Source organism: Granulicoccus phenolivorans DSM 17626 = NBRC 107789 = JCM 15570, from assembly GCF_000423085.1.
Classification (GTDB): domain Bacteria; phylum Actinomycetota; class Actinomycetes; order Propionibacteriales; family Propionibacteriaceae; genus Granulicoccus; species Granulicoccus phenolivorans.
In genome coordinates this window covers 66,798-85,079 of sequence record NZ_AUHH01000008.1, presented here as the reverse complement: position 1 = coordinate 85,079, position 18,282 = coordinate 66,798, and the positions used below count along the sequence as shown (strand labels likewise).

18 protein-coding genes and 2 tRNA genes are annotated in these 18,282 nt (G+C 66.7%); 16 read left to right on the top strand and 4 right to left on the bottom strand.

The annotated features are described in order from the left end of the window. The first annotated feature begins 18 nt into the window (after positions 1 to 18). The 4 genes from G531_RS24330 to G531_RS0103730 all read left to right on the top strand — a co-directional run bounded on the left by G531_RS24330 (position 19) and on the right by G531_RS0103730 (position 3,601). Positions 19 to 498: a nuclear transport factor 2 family protein gene (locus G531_RS24330; RefSeq protein WP_051215000.1), complete on the top strand. Its 480-nt coding sequence runs from the start codon at positions 19 to 21 to the stop codon at positions 496 to 498. Beyond that, positions 495 to 1,754: a DUF3500 domain-containing protein gene (locus tag G531_RS0103740; RefSeq protein ID WP_026926226.1), complete on the top strand. Its 1,260-nt coding sequence runs from the start codon at positions 495 to 497 to the stop codon at positions 1,752 to 1,754. The genes G531_RS24330 and G531_RS0103740 overlap by 4 nt, the downstream gene beginning before the upstream one ends. A gap of 141 nt (positions 1,755 to 1,895) precedes the next feature. Next, on the top strand, positions 1,896 to 2,837 hold the full coding sequence (locus G531_RS20210; protein ID WP_035757236.1) for a cupin domain-containing protein: 942 nt from the start codon (positions 1,896 to 1,898) through the stop codon (positions 2,835 to 2,837). Further along, entirely contained in the window at positions 2,834 to 3,601 is a 768-nt protein-coding gene (locus tag G531_RS0103730; protein WP_051214999.1) for an HpcH/HpaI aldolase family protein, read from the top strand. Before G531_RS20210 ends, G531_RS0103730 begins: the two co-directional genes overlap by 4 nt. Positions 3,602 to 3,865: 264 nt before the next feature. Here G531_RS0103730 and G531_RS0103725 read toward each other — a convergent pair. Next, positions 3,866 to 3,939, bottom strand: a tRNA-Gly gene (locus tag G531_RS0103725). A 124-nt stretch (positions 3,940 to 4,063) separates the two neighbouring features. On the opposite strand from G531_RS0103725, the gene G531_RS20205 reads away from it, so the two are divergent. The 6 genes from G531_RS20205 (at position 4,064) to G531_RS20200 (ending at position 7,858) form a co-directional block, all read left to right on the top strand. Continuing rightward, positions 4,064 to 4,807, top strand: a complete 744-nt coding sequence (locus G531_RS20205) for a class F sortase (protein WP_051214998.1) — start codon at positions 4,064 to 4,066, stop codon at positions 4,805 to 4,807. A 61-nt stretch (positions 4,808 to 4,868) separates the two neighbouring features. Continuing rightward, a tRNA-Pro gene (locus tag G531_RS0103715) sits at positions 4,869 to 4,944 on the top strand. A 194-nt stretch (positions 4,945 to 5,138) separates the two neighbouring features. Next, positions 5,139 to 6,896, top strand: coding sequence for a M6 family metalloprotease domain-containing protein (locus tag G531_RS0103710; protein ID WP_026926224.1), 1,758 nt, complete (start codon positions 5,139 to 5,141; stop codon positions 6,894 to 6,896). A gap of 28 nt (positions 6,897 to 6,924) precedes the next feature. Further along, the gene (locus G531_RS0103705; RefSeq protein WP_026926223.1) at positions 6,925 to 7,137 is read left to right on the top strand and encodes a hypothetical protein; all 213 of its coding nucleotides are present in this window, start codon (positions 6,925 to 6,927) and stop codon (positions 7,135 to 7,137) included. Positions 7,138 to 7,148: 11 nt separating this feature from the next. Continuing rightward, on the top strand, positions 7,149 to 7,511 hold the full coding sequence (locus G531_RS0103700) for a hypothetical protein (RefSeq protein ID WP_145978722.1): 363 nt from the start codon (positions 7,149 to 7,151) through the stop codon (positions 7,509 to 7,511). Continuing rightward, a complete protein-coding gene (locus G531_RS20200) occupies positions 7,511 to 7,858 on the top strand; it encodes a DUF1036 domain-containing protein (RefSeq protein ID WP_051214997.1) in 348 nt (115 codons plus the stop codon). The genes G531_RS0103700 and G531_RS20200 overlap by 1 nt, the downstream gene beginning before the upstream one ends. A gap of 28 nt (positions 7,859 to 7,886) precedes the next feature. Here G531_RS20200 and G531_RS0103690 read toward each other — a convergent pair whose 3' ends face one another. After that, positions 7,887 to 8,798, bottom strand: a complete 912-nt coding sequence (locus G531_RS0103690) for an alpha/beta fold hydrolase (protein WP_026926221.1) — start codon at positions 8,796 to 8,798, stop codon at positions 7,887 to 7,889. A gap of 101 nt (positions 8,799 to 8,899) precedes the next feature. Here G531_RS0103690 and G531_RS0103685 point away from each other — a divergent pair, with 101 nt between their 5' ends. After that, positions 8,900 to 9,853, top strand: a complete 954-nt coding sequence (locus tag G531_RS0103685) for an ADP-ribosylglycohydrolase family protein (protein WP_026926220.1) — start codon at positions 8,900 to 8,902, stop codon at positions 9,851 to 9,853. Positions 9,854 to 9,918: 65 nt separating this feature from the next. Continuing rightward, positions 9,919 to 10,629: an alternative oxidase gene (locus G531_RS0103680; RefSeq protein WP_162143136.1), complete on the top strand. Its 711-nt coding sequence runs from the start codon at positions 9,919 to 9,921 to the stop codon at positions 10,627 to 10,629. A 578-nt stretch (positions 10,630 to 11,207) separates the two neighbouring features. On the opposite strand, the gene G531_RS20195 is transcribed toward G531_RS0103680, so the two are convergent. Then, positions 11,208 to 12,509, bottom strand: coding sequence for a uracil-xanthine permease family protein (locus tag G531_RS20195; protein ID WP_035757231.1), 1,302 nt, complete (start codon positions 12,507 to 12,509; stop codon positions 11,208 to 11,210). Between the two features lie 184 nt (positions 12,510 to 12,693). Here G531_RS20195 and tig point away from each other — a divergent pair, with 184 nt between their 5' ends. Next, positions 12,694 to 14,154 carry a trigger factor gene (tig, locus tag G531_RS0103670; RefSeq protein WP_026926218.1) on the top strand — a complete coding sequence of 487 codons (1,461 nt, stop codon included), beginning with the start codon at positions 12,694 to 12,696 and terminating at the stop codon, positions 14,152 to 14,154. A gap of 111 nt (positions 14,155 to 14,265) precedes the next feature. Here the strand turns inward: tig and fgd are convergent, their stop codons facing one another. Continuing rightward, on the bottom strand, positions 14,266 to 15,267 hold the full coding sequence (gene fgd, locus G531_RS0103665) for a glucose-6-phosphate dehydrogenase (coenzyme-F420) (RefSeq protein WP_026926217.1): 1,002 nt from the start codon (positions 15,265 to 15,267) through the stop codon (positions 14,266 to 14,268). Between the two features lie 221 nt (positions 15,268 to 15,488). Here fgd and G531_RS0103660 point away from each other — a divergent pair, with 221 nt between their 5' ends. The 3 genes from G531_RS0103660 (at position 15,489) to clpX (ending at position 18,274) form a co-directional block, all read left to right on the top strand. Further along, the gene (locus G531_RS0103660) at positions 15,489 to 16,109 is read left to right on the top strand and encodes an ATP-dependent Clp protease proteolytic subunit (protein ID WP_035757228.1); all 621 of its coding nucleotides are present in this window, start codon (positions 15,489 to 15,491) and stop codon (positions 16,107 to 16,109) included. Positions 16,110 to 16,120: 11 nt separating this feature from the next. Further along, positions 16,121 to 16,795, top strand: a complete 675-nt coding sequence (locus tag G531_RS0103655; protein WP_026926215.1) for an ATP-dependent Clp protease proteolytic subunit — start codon at positions 16,121 to 16,123, stop codon at positions 16,793 to 16,795. Positions 16,796 to 16,981: 186 nt separating this feature from the next. Then, positions 16,982 to 18,274 carry an ATP-dependent Clp protease ATP-binding subunit ClpX gene (gene clpX / locus G531_RS0103650; protein WP_026926214.1) on the top strand — a complete coding sequence of 431 codons (1,293 nt, stop codon included), beginning with the start codon at positions 16,982 to 16,984 and terminating at the stop codon, positions 18,272 to 18,274. The last annotated feature ends 8 nt before the right edge of the window (positions 18,275 to 18,282 follow it).

Here is an 18,282-nt window from a genome sequence, read left to right as displayed (position 1 = left end):
GCCCCGGGGCGTCCGCCCATGACCGTCAACCATCTTCTCGAAGCGGAGTTGCTCGCCACGGTCAACGCGATCTGGTTCGACATCGACCATCGGACCGGTTCCCAGGTGTCGTCCTACTTCGTGCCGAACGGCTCGTTGTTCTTCGGTACCACCGAAGTTCATGGCACAGCCGAGATCAACGCTGTCTACGCGCGTCGGGCTGCCAGCGGCACCCGATGTTCGCGGCACATCACCACGAACCTGCACGTCGTCGAGGCCGACGCGCACCAGGCTATCGCGGTGTCGAATTTCATCCTGTATGCCGCCGACGGCCAACCTCCGATGCCGCTGACTGCGCCACTGACCGTCAGTGACGTTCGCGACGAATTCCAGTTCGTCGACGGTCGATGGCTGATCAGCCGCCGCCGTATCACCAACATCTTCGTTTCCCCCGACGCCGAGTTCACCGTGCCCTACAGCACGAGCGCGACGCCACCACAACGAGAGGGCAACCAGTGACCGAGCAACCGCCGCACAGCCACCCCCACACCTACGACTTCCCCCTTCCCCCGGCCAAGGGCATCCACCCCGTCGCGGAGGGCTACCTCCACCCGACATTCATGCCGCCGGAGGCCGAGGCCGCCCTCACCGCCGGGTTGCGGCACTACACCGACCCGTTCGTCGGCGTCACCACCGACGGAACCCCGAAACCGGGACTGTACGAGTTCGACCCGACAACACAGGACCTGAGTGAGGCAATCGCCGCGGCGCGAACCTATCTCGAGCTCCTCCCGCCCTCGCACCGGCACATGGGCAATCTCCCGATGGACTCGGCCCAATGGCGCCTCTGGACCAACGCCTTCCCGTCCTGGGTGCCGACCGGCGCCAGACTGGGCGGACTGGACGCCGAGGTCCGCGAAAGTGCGCTGAAGGTGATGCAGGTCAGCCTCAGCCCCGAGGGATACCGTACGGTCCGCGAAGCAATGAAGCTCAACGCGGCGCTCGGCGACATCATTGATGACTACCGCGACACCCTCACCGAATTCAACTACTGGTTCACCATCTTCGGTCACCCAGGAGAGGACGCGTGGGGATGGAAGCTGATGGGCCACCACGTTGCACTGCATTGCGTGTTCGTCGGTGCCCACACCGTCCTGGCACCCACCTTCATCGGCGCGGAGCCCACCAAGGTGACCACCGGGCCATACGCCGGCTCAGAAACCCTGACCGCCGAGACCGATCTGGGTCTTGCTCTCCGTCGCGTCCTGACGACCGATCAGGAATCCCGTTTCCTGCTCGGAACATCGATGCTGTCCAAGGACCTCCCGCCCGAGCTGGCCGGACCATTCAACGGACGCCACCTCGGCGGCGCAGGCTCCGACAATCTCGTCCTGGCCCCCGAGGGGATCACCGCACCAGAACTCACCAAACCACAGCGAGAGCGACTCCTCCGCCTTGTCGAGGTCTACATGGGACGACTGCCGGCACCGCAGGCCGCACGGCGGATGCGTCAGTTCGAGCACCATCTCGATGACACCTACTTCGCCTGGCGCGGTGGCCACGGCGACACAAGCCCGTTCTACTACCGCATCCACTCACCAGTCGCACTGATCGAGTACGACAACCACCCCGGCATCTTCCTGGGCAACACCGAGCCGGAGCGCTTCCATGTCCACACCATCGTGCGCGAGCCCAACGGCAACGACTATGGGCGCAACCTGCTGGCCCAGCACTACGCCGAGCACCACCAGAAGGGCAGCAGCCACGTCGGCTGACAACTCCTGACACTACGCCGGAAAGGCGATCCGATGCGTCGCGCACCCAGGACGATCATCGCCGCGACCAGCAAGGTCTGATCCCCCCATGCCCCGGGATCACACCCCTCCATTTCCGTCCGCGCACCAAGGAGCCACCGCATGACACCGCCGACCGACCCGCGCTCGAACATGAACACCTATGCAACCGAACGGGAAAACGAGGTCGCTGAGCTGGCCGTCAGAGATTTCAGCACCGAGGAGCCCGACGAAATCAGCCCTGCCGGGAGCCCGACCTGGTACTTCCGGGGCCAGAACTTCATCGTCGCCCTGACCTCGCTGAGGGCCGGCGACAGCCTGACCCGCGGTTCGGACCAGGACGAGGAATTTGTCATCCTCCTGAACGACTCCGCACCAGATGTCCTGGTCACGGCCCAGGAAGACGGAATCGCCACCTCCGAGCACGTCACCGAGCGGGCGCTGATCGTCGTACCGCCCGGCGCGAGCACCGTCACCGCCCAGTCCGACACCGAGGTCGTGCGACTCTTCGACGTCCGCACCTCCGACGTGGTGGCACGAGCAAGTAACTCCGCCTCCTACGCCACGCCGCACCCGCGGGTGGCTCCGTTGGTTCCCTGGCCCGACCCTGTCGACGGTCACCGGCTGCGGATCTACCTCGTGGACCGAGTGGCGAAGAACCCCCAACGCTTCGGCCGCATCTACCGGACGTCGGCCTTCATGGTGAATTTCATGGAGCCGCAGGAAGGGCCGCGGGACACCGAGAATCTCTCGCCGCACCACCACGACGACTTTGAACAGGGCTCCCTGGCGCTTGCCGGGGACTGGATCCACCACGTCCGCACGAGCTGGACGCCTCGGCAGAGCCAGTGGCGCGAAGACAGGCACGACCGGGTCGGTTCGCCATCTCTGGCGGTCATCCCGCCGCCGACCATCCACACCAGCGTGGCGATCGGGCCCGGACGCAACCAGTTGATCGACATCTTTTCACCTCCTCGGGTTGACTTCTCCCAGCAACCCGGGTGGGTGCTCAATGCCGAGGACTACCCGGCCCCCGCAAGCACGAGCGAGGAGAGCAACCGATGAGCAGCTTTCTCGACGTCACCCAGGGGCCCGGGCCGACGATCGGAACCTTCGTCAAACTGCCTGCGGTCGAAAGCATCGAACTGCTCCACCTTGCCGGGTTCGACTTCATCGTTATCGACATGGAGCACTCGCCGCTGAGCATCCAGACAGTCGCCGGACACCTCGCTGCCGCGAAGGCGCTCGACCTGCCGGCACTCGTCCGTATCCCGGACCACACCCCCGCCTGGGTCGGTCGCTGTCTGGACGCCGGTGCAGCCGGAATCGTCGCCCCACACGTCGATACCCCCACGCAGGCACAGTCGCTGAAGGCCAGTGCACAGTTCGAACCCCGCGGTGTCCGCGGCGCCGGATCCACCAGTAGAGCAGGCGGGTGGGGCCTCCTCGACCCGTCCGACTACTTCACACCCCGACAACCTCCCGCAGTCGTCGGGCAGATCGAGAGCGAAACGGCCCTGGCGAACGCAGCCGACCTGATCGGACCGGACGGTCTGGATGCGCTGTTCATCGGGCCCGCTGATCTGTCCATCTCGATGGGCAAGCCCATCGATCACCCCGATGTTGCCCCACGGATCAGCGCTGTGGTCGCGGACTGTCGAACGCGCGGAATCCCATGCGGCATCGCAGTCGGGGCCGAACCCGAAAGGGCGGCGCAACTCCACGACGCGGGCTACGCCTTCATTCTGGTCAGCAACGACGCGACGCTCCTGGGCAGCGCCGGCCGTTCTCTGGTCGACGGCATCCGTGCCGGCTACACCCGGGCGTAAGAAGACCTCATCGGTGGCGTCGGGCTCGCTCAACGGCTTGTCCCGGGTCTGCCGGCATGCGATGAAGACCGGCCAGGTGCGAGAGAACCCGGTGCGGGAGATTAGTTGGCTGCGTGGCGAGAGGGGCGGCGTGTGCCAGACATCGAGATGGAGGCGTGCTCGATCTTCGTCCCAATGTGCAACCGTGAGGTGCCACGCGCACGCGCGCCGATCCTGTCGGATCCGGTGGATACGCTCGTACCCGGCCCTGACCAGGGGTTTTATTGGAGCGGATGACGGGAATCGAACCCGCGTAATCAGTTTGGAAGACTGAGGCTCTACCATTGAGCTACATCCGCGTTGCCCCGCAATGGTAGCGGGGAATCCTCTTCGACGCATCTGCGTCCCACCGCGCGCCCGTTTGGGACTGGCCCGGGCGCGGGTTAGGCTCCGCACGGGTTCGGCCGTGAACGTGGAGGGCAGATGTCGAAGGTAACCAAGAGTCGCTGGCTCCCGGCGGCACTGATCGCCGTGGGTGTGATCGTGCTGGTGGTGCTGATCGTGGTCGGGGTGTCGGCCACGCGTACGCAAGGTGGTACGTCCGCGGGGGAACCGCTCCGGGTCAATGGACAGACCAGCCAGCCCGAGGAATCTTCCGGTGGGGAGTCGACCGTGGCGCCGGCGTCCCAGGACCCCAGTGCGGCGAGCACCGCTACCCCCGGGGACACCTGCACCACCACCGACCAGCCGTTGACGGACCCCTCCACGATGTACATCGACTCCATGAAGGAGAAGAGCGAGGTCCAGAGCCTGGGGGAGGAGCCGGACGGTACGCCGAAGGCGCCCACCGGCGGTGAGCAGACCGGCTGGTACAACCGCAGCCCCGATGTCGGCTCCAAGCAGGGCAACGTCATGATGACGATCCACACCTTCTCCCCGAAGAACGGTTCGAATGCCCTCGGCAACCGGATGTACGCCCCCGGCGCGCTCAAGTCCGGCGACGTCTTCCGGATCACCGACGATTCCGGCAAGCAGGTCTGCTACAAGTACTCCGGCAACACCAAGATCTGGGTCGCCTCCTACGACGAGAACTCCGACGTGTGGCACAACCCGAACGGCAAGCCGCAGCTGGCCATCCTGATCTGCTGGGACTACAACCAGCCCAAGGACGACTGGGACTCCCGGATTGTGTTCTACGCCGACTACATGCCGATGGGCACCAAGTAACCCATCACTGACCACCCGTGGCGCCCCGGTGCCCCGTCCCGTGTACACTCGGGCGGGTCACCGGGGCGTAGCGTAGTGGCTAGCGCGCCTGCTTTGGGAGCAGGAGACCGCAGGTTCGAGTCCTGTCGCCCCGACCACTGTTTTTCGTTGTCCCTCCGCGGATGAACGCCCGGGCGGGGCCCGTGCTGTCTCCGTATTTGCCCGGTGCCACGCGTACCGGTGCACCGGCCAACGCCCGAAAGCCCCGGTAAATATCCCTTGAAATGATGACTTGATCGGGCTCCCCGGATCCGAATACTGGTAATTATCCAGTCCATCCCGGGAGGCCATCGTGCCCACTCCATTCGAGGGCGAAATATTCACCATCCTGAATCCGGACAGTTCGGAACTGATGCTCCGGGGATGGGGGAACCAATTTGTGGCGGTGTTCGAAACCCTTGATGGTTTTACCGTCACCCAAGCCGCAGACGGCTACTACGAATACGCCCGGCTGGCCGAGGACGGCGAGTCCCTGGTCCCCAGCGGAGTCCGGGTCGGGGCGGCAGATCCGCAGACCCTCGGCCTGCCCAGACACGCTCGAATCACCCGGGCAGCCAGTATGCGCAGCGCCGAAGCGGCCCAGGACGCCCTCGGTCCCGTCCCGCGCTGGATGCAGCGGCGCGCCGAGAACCTGGAACGACGAATCGCCCGACCGCCCGCGGGACTGCCCTCGGCAGGCCCCGAAGCGACCGAGGGGCCCGGGGCCGCACCGCCGCCGGCCACCACCACCGGCGACTATCTGGGCCTGGTCCTGCTGGTCGATTTTTCCGATTTTCCGGCAACCATCTCGCGCCAGGAAGTGGATGATTTCTGCAACAAGCCAGGCTATTCCGGGTTCGGGAACAATGGCTCCGCTTTCGATTATTACCGCGACGTTTCCGACGGTAAATTGCGCTACAAGAATCATGTGGCGGCGTACTATCGGGCCAAGCATCCGCGCACCTATTACACCGATCCAGCGGTGGCCTACGGGACCCGGGCGCAGGAACTGATCCGAGAGGCACTGGATTCACTGGTCGCGGGAGGGTTCGACTTCTCCGCTCTGACCGCCGATTACGCCGGCTTCATCCGGGCGCTGAGCGTCTTCTACGCCGGGGTGCGCTCCAACGCCTGGTCCCAGGGGTTGTGGCCGCACTCCTGGTCGCTGGCCACCTCCTACGCGGTGCCCGGCGGGCGCAGATTCTCCGACTATCAGATCACCGACCTCGGCAACCAACTGACGTTGCGCACGTTCTGTCACGAGAACGGTCACATGATCTGTGACTTCCCCGATCTGTACGACTACGACGCGGTCAATGTCGGCAACGGCATCGGAGACTACTCGCTGATGTGCTTCGGCGGATCGGACAAGAACCCCACCCAGGTCGAGGCGTACCTGAAGCATGCCGCCGGCTGGGCCTCCCGGGTGACGACGCTCACCAGCGGGATGACCGCCACGCTGGAGTCGGGCAAGAACGATTTCGCGCTGCACGCCCGCAATGCCCAGGAGTACTTCATCCTGGAGAACCGCCAGCAGACCGGTCGCGACGCATCGCTACCGGACGCCGGCATCGCCATTTGGCACTGCGATGTCAAGGGCAACAACAGCTTCGAACAGATGACACCGGCGCAGCACTACGAATGCTCGCTGGAGCAGGCCGACAACCGGTTCGACCTCGAACGCCGCGTCAATCGAGGTGACGCCGAGGACCTGTACGGCGGCGCCGCGGCAGCATTCGGGCCGGGAACCGCGCCCAACAGCGCCTGGTGGGACGCGAGTACCTCCGGCCTCGACATCGACCAGATCTCCGCGGTCGGCGCGAGCATGACCGTGCGGACCCGGGCCACCGGGGCCCAGACGTACGCCAACCTCGGTGTCGACATGGTCTTCGCCACCCACCATGCGCAGAACGGTTGGGTCAGCCTGTCCGGGCTGGGCTGGCGCAAGATCCAGACCGGTGCCGCCGATGGCGTCACCAACATGCTGACCACGTTCGCTCTGGCGAAGGCGCGAAACCTCAAGGTCACCGTCCGGGCCGATCCGGCCACGGTGTTCCAGGCCTATCTCTGATCCCCACCCAACTGACGAAGGACGACCCATGTGGACCCAGGTCAACCAGGTCTTCACCACCCACCACGCCCAGAACGCATGGGCCCACCTTGCCTCCGACAACGCCTGGCACAAGATCCTGCCGAACGCCGCCGACGGGGTCACCAATGTGCATCTGCTGCTCTCGTTGGCCCGCGCCAACGGGAAACAGGCCTTCGTCGTGCTCGACGCGGCCAAGAACATCACCCAGGCCTACCTCTGAAAGGTCACACCATGTCCGCTCCAGACATGTCGCCGTACGGCTCCGCGGAAGCTCCCGCACCGATGCCCCTCGACCGACTCGCAGCGGCGGGGTCCGGCGGCGCCGACGAGGCCCCGGCGGCACCGTCGTTGACCCCGGCGATGCCGGCGGCCGACGATGCTCCGTCGCCGCTCCCCCTGGACCAGTTGCTGGCCCACGACGCCTCCGCACCGGTTACCCGCGATGCTGACGCGCCGGAGGCCACGCCGGTGGATCTCCCCACCGATTTCACGGCCACTCAGACCGACGTCCGCGCCGACGCGCGCCCGGTCGGCGAGGCCTCCACCCAGTTGCCGGCCGACCCGCCGACCACCTTCCCGGATGCGAGCAAGTGATGGGACTCTATTTTCGCAACGCCACGGGCGACACCGTCTTCGTTGCCTACGCCTATTACAGCCCCGGCTGCGGAGCCGTGCAGTGGTCGAAGAAGGGCTGGTATCGGATCGGCCCCAACGGCACCGTGAAGGTGTTCTCCGGGTGGGCCGGCGACGGGAAGTACTTCTTCTTCGCCGAGAACGAACGTCGCACCCGATCGTGGGGCGGACCGTTCTACACCCCGCTTCCCTCGCGGGCCTTCGACTGGTGCTGGAACACCGGCAGCACCGACAGCCGGACGCTCGGTCTGGCCAAGTTCGAGGTCGGTTGGGGCGTGCTCGACCACACCGTGAACCTACAGGCCTGAGTCGCCGACCACGGATCGGCGGCGGGGCTCACGCAGGGTCGGCGAACTCCCGGATCAGCGCGACCTGCTCGGCCAGGTTCTGCGCCAGGAAACTCATGTGCGTGCTGTCGGGGGAGTACGCCAACTCCGACCCCGGGATCTGGTCACGGACGAACTCGGCGGTCCGCTGGTCATAGATCGATCCGGGCTGGGCGTAGTACAGGAACGTCGGCACATCGAACCGGGCCAGATCGGCACGGAAGTCCGCTTCCCCCATCGCCCGCCAGTACGCGCGCAGCGTCGCCGGGTCATTCGGGGCGCCGGCGTACATCTCCGCGGCCGTCACTCCGGTCAGGGCCGCGGCCGCCTCGAGCGGGCCGTCGAACTGCGGGTCCGCGACGAACGTGCGCACCTGGTCGCGGGTGTGCGGGAACAGCGCCTGCTCGTAGAAGTAGCGCAGGAACGTCGGCAGGTCGGTCTCCTGCAGGGCCAGATCCGCCGCGTACCGCTCGGGGGAGTACCACCCCTGGTACAGCCCGCCAACGAAGTCGTCCCGGTTCACCAGCGACGGGGTCATGTCCATGATGAAGGCCCGGTTCATGAACTGCGTCCCGTACCGCGCCACGTACGCGAACATCACCGACGCGCCCATCGACAGGCCGACGAAGTAGGCGTCGTCGATGCCGAGGAACTCCAGCAGCTCGTGCGCGTCCTGCGCCGACCGGTCCAGCGAGATCGCGCCGGCCAGCGGGGTTTCGCCCCAGCCGCGCTGGCTGAAGGTGACACAGCGGAAGCGATCGCTCAGCCCGGCCAGCAGCGGCAGTTGGTTGGTCGCCGAGCCGCCGTAGGGGTGCGGGTTGAGCAGCGCCGGGCCCGTGCCCAGGTCGTAGTACTCGATCTCCACCCCGTCGGAGGCGGTGAAGCGCTTGCTGGTGGGCTGTTCGGGCCGGGGGTCGGACACGGTTCTCTCCTTCGGTTGCTTCCGCGCCCAGCCTAGGAGGGGTCCCCGTTGGTACGCGGGGGCCCTAGGCTGGGGGCCGGGGCAACAGGTGGGAGGCAACGATGACGCTGTCGCAGGCTCAACTGGACCGGGCCGGGGGTGTCCTGCTGGGGCAGGCCGTCGGTGATGCGCTGGGCGTACCGTACGAATTTGCACCGCGGATCCCCGTTGGCCAGGCCCGGATGATCGGTGGCGGCCTGGGCCCGTACGCGCCGGGCGAGTGGTCCGACGACACCCAGATGGCCGTGTGCGTCGCCCGCGAACTGACCGGCGGATTCCACGGCGAGCCGACGCTGCGGGCCATCGCCGAAGCCTTCCTGGGCTGGTTGGACGACGGCGCCACCGATGTCGGAAATCTCACCCGCAGCGTGCTGAGCAGTGCCCGGCACCAGTGGGACCTGCTCGCGGCGATGCACCGGGCCGCGACCCAGGCGGCGGCCGCCGACCAGGCCGGCAACGGTGCGCTGATGCGGACCGCGGTGGTCGGGCTCATCGCCCCCGACGATCGGGTGCGCACCGCCGAGGCAAGCGCGCAGATCGCGGCGCTCACCCATGCTCACCACCTGTGCGTGGAATCCAGTGTGTTGTGGTCGGAGGCGGTGCGGTTGGCCGTGATGGAGGAGACGCTGGATGTCCGCGCCGGACTCGACCTGCTCGCCGCGGATCGGCGCAACGACTGGCACGACCTGCTGGACCAGGCCCAGTCCCGGCCGCCGGAGAGCTTCAACCCGAACGGGTTCACCGTGCACGCCCTGCAGGCGGCATGGTCGGCGATCCATGCCACCCGCCACGAGAGCGGAACCGCGCACGTCGAGGCAGCCCTGCAGACCGCGGTCGCCATTGGGCACGACACCGACACCGTCGCCGCGATTGCCGGAGGACTGCTCGGCGCCTGCTACGGCGTCGCCGCCATCCCTGCCGAGCAGGCCGCCGCAGTACACGGGTGGCCCGGCCTGGGTGGGGCCGACCTGGTCGAGTTGGGCCGGCGGATCGCGGCCGGGCCGATCGACCGTTGACACCGGCGTACCGATCGACAAAGCTGAATCAGGTCCCAGCCGACGATCACAACGAGGTCACCGCCGTGCGTGGAAACAACGACGACAACACCCCTGCATCGGTAGCGCTCCAGGAGGGTCCGCCGAAACTGGCCCCCGCGGAACTGCGTGCCGCTCAAGAAGAAACCCTGGCTGCGCCGCGCCGCGCGTACGGGCTCCCGGCCAAGGTCCTGTTCACCACCTTCGACCTGCTCTACGGCAAGAAGCGCACCCTGTCGAAGTTCAAGGTCCTGGAACTGGTCGCCCGGGTGCCGTACCAGGCCTGGGAGCAGGTCGCCTACATCGCGATCACCCACGTGTACGACAAGACCGGGCTGGCGCGCCGGATCGCCGAGCGGGTCCGCGAATCGCGCCACCAGCAGGACAACGAGCAGTGGCACCTGCTGATCCTGGAGGAGCTGATCGCCGAGTCGGGGAAGAAGGAGAACAAGATCTACTTCTTCTGGATCCCGCAGGCCATCGCGCTGGTCTACTACGCGGTCTCCTGGTTGCTGTTCGTGCTCAAGCCCGAGGAGTCCTACAAGCTCAACGCCGACTTCGAGGACCACGCCGAGCACGAGTACATGGGCTTCGTCGCGGAGAATCCGCACCTCGAGACGACCCCGTACGACTCCGACCTGACCACGGTCTACGGCACCTACGCCTCCCAGGCCGACCTGTTCCGCCAGATCGGGCACGACGAGCGGGTGCACAAGCTGGACTCGATCGAGCGGATCGAGCAGGCGCGCTTCAGCTGAGGTGGGACCGGCTCCTCGGGCAAGGGGCTTCCCGCGATGGGAAGTTCGGGGTCGGGGCTTGCTGCGATAGGAAATTCGGAGCTGGGGCTTCCCGCGATAGGAACGTCAGCGCGGGGGCTTCGTGCGACAGCCCGAGCGATTCGGCGACGGCAGAAGGGTCCTCGCGGGTGCTGCAGCAGGTGCGGGAAAGGGTTCCAGCCGCAGGATGTTCGGAGCCGTCGCAGGACGCCCGGGCGCTGCGTTCCCGCGATGGAATGTCGGCGCACGGCTCGCCGAGACGGAGATCACGTACGGGGGAGGCCGCCAGGGGGATGTCGGCGCCGGAGCGTCCCGCGACAGGAACGCCAGTGCGGGGGCTTCGTGCGATAGCCCGGGCGATTCGGCGACAGCGGGTGGCTCCCGCGGGTGTTGCAGTGCCTGCGGGTTGAGCCTTGGTGTCGCGGTGTGGTCGGTTCGGGTGCGGAAAGCGTACTGGGGGATTTTTCTGTCGCGGGACGGGCTCGGGTCGGCATAGCTGTCGCTGGCTGGCGGAAGCTGCGCGGGTTGACCCGGCACCGCGACGGGACTGGCCGTTGGCCTCAGTCCCTTTCAGCCCCGGCGGCCACGACCGGCTCCTCGGTCACATCGGTCCGAAAGACCCGGCCGCAGAACGACATCAGGTGATAGGTCGCGATCGCGGCCACGGTGCCGAGAATGATCCCGCCGAAGGTGAGATTGCCCAGATGGATGGTGAAGTCGGCGATGCCCATGATCAGCGCGACCGCCGCGGTCAGCTGATTCTTGGGCCGACCGAAGTCGACCCGGTTCTCCACCCACATCCGCACCCCGATGATCCCGATCAGGCCGTACAGGGCCGTGGTCACCCCGCCCAGCACCCCGGCCGGGATGGTGAAGATCACCGCACCGATCTTCGGGCACAGGCCCAGCAGCACCGCGGTGATCGCCGCGACCCAGTACGCCGCGGTGGAGAACACCCGGGTGGCGGCCATCACGCCGATGTTCTCGCCATAGGTGGTGGTGGGAGAGCCACCGAAGGACCCGGCCAGCATCGTCGAGGCCCCGTCGGCCATCAGCGCGCGCCCGGTCAGCGGCCCCAGATCCCGGCCGGTCAACTGTCCGACCCCCTTCACGTGCCCGACGTTCTCCGCGACCAGGGCCAGCACCACCGGCAGGAACATCAGGTAGACCGGCAGGTGGGCGGAGTCGAAGCTGGGGAAATGGAACTGGGGCAGCCCGATCCAGGCCGCCTCGCCGACCGCGGAGAAGTCGACCTCACCGCGGATCACCGCACAGACGTAGCCGACCAGGACGCCGACCGCGATCGACAGCCGACCGATCAGGCCGCGGAAGATCACCCCGGTCAGGATCACCGCCAGCAGGGTGACGAACGCGGTGACCGGGGACTTCTCGAAGTTCGCCTTGGCCGCCGGAGCCAGGTTGAACCCGATCAGCGCGATGATCGCGCCGGCCACCACCGGCGGCATCAGCTTGTCCACCCAGCCCGATCCGGTGAGGTGAACGATCACCCCGACCAGGAGCAACAGCGCGCCGGTGAGCACCACCCCGGCCAGCGCGGCACCGGGCCCGCCCTGCGCGGTCGCCGCCCCGATCGGAGCCAGGAACGCGAAGGAGGAGCCCAGGTAGGACGGCAGCCGGTTCTGCGTGATGATCAGGAACAGCATGGTGCCGATGCCGGAGAAGAACAGCGTCGTCGACGGCGGGAACCCGGTCAGGATGGGGACCAGGAACGTCGCCCCGAACATGGCGACCACGTGCTGCATCCCGAACCCGATGGTGCGCGGCCAGGTCAGCCGTTCCTCGGGCAGCACGATGGTGCCGGCGCCCGCACTGCGGCCGTCACCGTGGAGTGTCCAGTGCATCTGAGTCCCTTCCCGTGGGCCCGGCGCGGAGGCGTACGGGCCAAAAATGCGGGGACAGCGTACCGAGCGGTGTCGGTCTTGATGCGCAGTGAACCGGTGTGGATAGAATCAGCCGGTATGCGTCAACGTGGCGCCACATGCCGTAGGCCGACTGTCGGCCAGAATCCCCAAGGGAGAGACCACCTTGCCTAGCACTGTTGAGAAGCTGAGCCCGTCGCGGGCCAAGATCACCATCGAGGTGCCGTTCGCGGAACTCAAGCCCAGTGTCGACAAGGCGTACAAGGAAATTGCCAGCCAGGTGAACATCCCCGGCTTCCGCGCCGGCAAGGTGCCGCCGCTGGTCATCGATCAGCGATTCGGTCGCGAGATGGTGCTGCAGCAGGCGATCAACGATGCGCTGCCGGAGCTCTACAGCAAGGCCGTGACCGAGAACGAGCTCAACCCGCTGGGTGAGCCGGAGATCGAGGTCACCAAGCTGGAGGACAACCAACTGGTCGAGTTCACCGCCGAACTGGACGTGCGCCCCGACATCGAACTGCCCGACCTCAGCGACGTCAAGGTCGAGGTCGACACCCTCGAGGTCTCCGATGAGGCCGTCGACGAGCAGATCAAGGTCCTGCGGGAGCGGTTCGCCTCGGTCCGCGAGGTCGAGCGCCCCGCCGCCGAGGGCGATGTGATCGTGGTCGACCTGGTCGGGTCGATGAACGGTGAGGAACTGGAGGAGGCCACCGCCAAGGACATCTCCTACAAGCTCGGCGCCGGCGGCATGATCGACGGCCTGGACGAGGCTGTGACCGGCCTGTCCGCCGGTGAGTCGGCCGAGTTCAACTCCGAGCTGGTCGGCGGTTCGCTGCGCGGCGAGCGTGCCGACATCAAGGTCACCGTCACCAAGGTCCAGGAGCAGGACCTGCCCGAGCTGGACGACGAGTTCGCCCAGATGGTCTCGGAGTTCGAGACCGTCGAGGAGATGCGCGCCGACCTGGCCGACAACCTGCTGCGGCAGGCCCGGCTGGAGCAGGCCGCCACCGCCCGGGACAAGGTCCTGGAGGAGATCATCGCCAAGATCGACATCGACGTGCCGGAGAAGCTGCTGGCCAACGAGATCGAAATGCGGCACCAGCAGATCACCCAGCAACTGGCTCAGGCCGGGCTGACCCTGGACCAGTACCTCGAGCAGTCCGACGAGGAGGAGCAGACCGCCGAGGAGTTCTGGGCCGACATCGACGCCCGCGCCAAGGACGCCCTGAAGGCGCAGATCCTGCTCGACTCGGTCGCCGACGATCGCGAGGTCGGGGTCGACCAGAACGACCTGACCCAGCTCCTGCTGCGCAAGGCCCAGCAGTCGGGTACCAGCCCGGAGCAGGAGGCCCAGCACATGATGGAACACAACCACATGGCTGAGTGGATGGCCGAGATCCGTCGCGGCAAGGCGCTCGCGCTGGTGGTCGAGACCGCCACCGTCGTCGACACCGACGGCAACGAGATCGACCTGGAGAAGCTGCAGTCCGACGGTTCGTACGCCGACCCGGCCGAACTCGCCGACGCCGAGGCCGAGGGTGACGACGAGGACGCCGCCGAGGAGGCTGCTGCCGCCGAGGTCACCACCGACGAGGCTGCCGCCGAGGAGACCGACGAAGCAAAGTGAGCCCCGGCGACGCACCGACCGGGCGCTGAACACTCGGCGCTGACCACCCGGCACTGAACACACACGGTGGCCGATCCCTGAGGGGGTCGGCCACCGTGTCGCTTCCCGGGGTCAGCCCAGTTCGCGGATTCCGGGGACGACCTGCTCGGCAAAGGTCGACAGGAACCGCTCCTGATCGTGGCCGGGGCCGTGGAAGACCAGGTGGTTGAAGCCCAGATCGGTGTAGAACTTGATCTGCTCGATGGCGGCCTCGGGGGTGGACGCCACGATCCAACGCTTGGCGACCTGCTCGATCGGCAGGGCGTCGGCGGCGGCCTCCATCTCCTCGGGGTCGGTGATGTCGTGCTTCTGCTCCTTCGACAGCGACAACGGCGCCCAGAACCGGCAGTTCTCCAGCGCCCGCTGCGGATCGGGGTCGTAGGACAGCTTGATCTCGATCATCTTGTCGATGGCGTCCTCGCTGCGTCCGTTCAGCTCCAGGCCCTCGCGGACGGCGGGCATCAGCTGGTCGCGGTAGAGCTCGACCCCCTTGCCCGAGGTGCAGATGAACCCGTCACCCTGGCGACCGGCGTACTTGGCCACGGTCGGGCCACCGGCGGCGATGTAGACCGGGATCGGCTGGTCGGGCCGGTCGTAGATGCTCGCGTCGACGGTCCGGAAGTAGTCGCCCTCGAAGGTGACCCGATCCTCGGTCCACAGCCGGCGCATCAGCCGGACCGACTCCCGCAGCCGGGCGAAGCGGCCCTTGAAATCCGGCCAGTCGGTCAGCCCGACCGCGATCTCGTTCAGGGCTTCGCCGGTACCGACCCCGAGCATGATCCGGCCCGGGTACAGGCACCCCATGGTGGCGAACATCTGCGCGATCACCGCCGGGTTGTACCGGAAGGTGGGGGTGAGCACCGAGGTGCCCAGGATCAGCCGTTCGGTGCGCGCGCCGACGTGGGACATCCAGATCAACGAGTTCGGCGCATGCCCGCCCTGATGCCGCCAGGGCTGGAAGTGGTCGGAGATCGTCGCGGAGTCGAAGCCGAGTTCCTCGGCCCGGACCGCGAAGTCAGCGAGCTCGCGCGGGGCGAACTGCTCGGCCGAGGCTTTGTAGCCAATACGAATCATGGGGTCAGCTCCTCCTGCTGGGGGTGCGCACGAGCGGCCGGGCCCGAAGCCGATCCGTCCGACCATGCTGTCGGGTGTGCTGCACCTGGTCACGGTGGAGCCTAGAGCAGCGTACGCCGGACCGGTGGCCAGGGGTGGGGCGGACGGCCCAGGGTGCGCCGTGAGCGAACAACGCCCGGAACCCTCAGGTTTTGTCGGAGGTGCCGGGTAGGTTCGGAGTCGTGAACACACCTGGTACCGAGATCCGGGCCGCGGCGACTCCGGGCGTCGGCGGTCTGAACGACAACGTCTACCATCAGCTGCTGGCCAACCGGATCATCTTCCTGGGCTCCGAGGTCACCGACGAGAACGCGAACGCCATCTGCGCGCAGATGCTGCTGCTCAATGCCGAAGACCCGCAGCGCGACATCTACCTCTACATCAACTCCCCGGGCGGTTCGGTCGACTCGGGCATGGCCATCTTCGACACGATGGAGTGGATCTCCAACGACGTCGCGACCGTGGCCATGGGGCTGGCTGCCTCGATGGGGCAGTTCCTGCTCAGCGCCGGCACCAAGGGCAAGCGCTACGCGCTGCCGCACAGCCGGATCATGATGCACCAGCCTTCCGGCGGTCTGGGCGGCACCGCCTCCGACATCCGGATCCAGGCCGAGCAGTCCCTGCACATCAAGAAGGTGATGGCCGGGCTGATCGCGCAGCACACCGGCCAGACCGTGGAGCAGATCAACGCCGATTCCGATCGGGACCGTTGGTTCACCGCGGAGCAGGCGCTGGAGTACGGCTTCATCGACCACGTCTACACGTCGGCGTCGCAGATCAAGACCGATTCGCCGAATCAGTGAGGATGCAGAATATGAACTTCGACAGCATGGCTGCCTTCAACGCTGAGCAGATGATGCGGGCCGGCGTGCCCGCCCCGCGGGCGGCGCACTACCTGCCGCAGTGGGAGGAGCGCACCTCCTACGGCCTGCGCCGGATCGACCCGTACGCGAAGCTCTTCGAGGATCGCATCATCTTCCTCGGTGACCCGGTCACCGACGAGTTGGCCAACGCGATCATGGCCGAGCTGCTCTGCCTGCAGTCGATGGACTCCGATCGTCAGATCAGCATGTACATCAACTCTCCGGGCGGTTCGTTCTCGGCCATGACGGCGATCTACGACACGATGAACTACATCAAGCCGGAGGTGCAGACCATCTGCCTGGGCATGGCTGCCTCCGCGGCCGCGGTGCTGTTGGCCGCCGGTGCGAAGGGCAAGCGGCTCGCGCTGCCGAACTCCACCATCCTGATCCACCAGCCGTCGATGGGCCAGCCCTCCTACGGGCAGTCCTCCGACCTGGAGATCCAGGCCAAGGAGATCATGCGGATCCGGGCCCTGATGGAGCAGATGCTGGCCGACGCGACCGGGCAGACCATCGAGCAGGTCAGCAAGGATGTCGACCGCGACAAGTACCTCACTGCGGCCGAGGCGAAGGAGTACGGCATCGTCGACGACGTGCTCACCAGCCTCAAGGAACTGCAGAACTGAATCGAAGATGCCTCCCCGGCCCCGCGTCGGGGAGGTATCGTGTCGCCACCGCAGCCCGGGTCAACCGATCCTGACCCGACCCGGGTTAGGGTGGCGGACAGCCCAGATTTCGCCGGGCGCACAATGGTCTCCAGGACCCCCGGGGTCCGGGGCAGACGAGAATTACAGCAGTGAAGGGGAACACCAATGGCACGCATCGGGGAGACCGGTGACCTGCTGAAGTGCTCGTTCTGTGGTAAATCCCAGAAGCAGGTCCGCAAACTGATCGCCGGCCCGCACGTGTACATCTGCGACGAGTGCATCGACCTGTGCAACGAGATCATCGAGGAAGAGTTCTCCGAGACCTCCGATGTCGGCCTGCTCGACGAACTGCCCAAGCCGCGCCAGATCCGGGAGTTCCTGGATCAGTACGTGATCGGGCAGGATTCGGCCAAGAAGGCGCTGTCGGTGGCGGTCTACAACCACTACAAGCGGGTCCAGGCCCAGTCTCAGCCGACCGCCCGTCGGGCCGCCGACGAGGACAACGTCGAACTCGGCAAGTCCAACATCCTGCTGATCGGCCCGACCGGCTGCGGCAAGACCTACCTGGCCCAGACCCTCGCGCGGATGCTGAACGTGCCGTTCGCCATGGCCGATGCCACCGCGCTGACCGAAGCCGGCTACGTCGGTGAGGACGTCGAGAACATCCTGCTCAAGCTGATCCAGGCCGCGGATTTCGACGTGAAGAAGGCCGAGACCGGCATCATCTACATCGACGAGATCGACAAGGTGGCCCGCAAGTCGGAGAACCCCTCGATCACCCGTGACGTGTCCGGGGAGGGCGTACAGCAGGCGCTGTTGAAGATCCTCGAGGGCACCACCGCGAGTGTTCCGCCGCAGGGCGGGCGCAAGCACCCGCATCAGGACTTCATCCAGATCGACACGACCAATGTGCTGTTCATCGTCGGGGGCGCGTTCGCCGGCCTGGACCACATCATCGATTCCCGGGTCGGGAAGCGTCCGATCGGGTTCAACAACGACCTGGAATCGCGCCAGGTCGAGTCGGTCGATCCGCTGTCCCTGGTCCGGCCCGAGGACCTGGTCAAGTACGGCCTGATCCCCGAGTTCATCGGCCGTCTGCCGATGATCTCCACGGTGACCCCGCTGGATCGCGATGCGCTGATGCGGATCCTGGTCGAGCCGCGCAACGCGCTGGTCAAGCAGTTCCGCAAGCTGTTCGAACTCGACGGGGTCGATCTGGAGTTCACCGACGACGCGATCGAAGCGGTCGCCGACATGGCCCTGGCCCGGGGGACCGGCGCCCGCGGCCTGCGGGCGATCCTGGAGGAGTCCCTGCTCAGCGTCATGTACGACGTGCCCAGCGAGGACGAGATCGGTCAGGTTGTGGTCACCGGCTCCGTCGTCCGGGACGGGGCGGACCCCGAGCTGATCCCGCGGTCCAAGCTGGTCAAGCGCGAACGGCGCTCCAAGAGCGCCTGACCCGACGC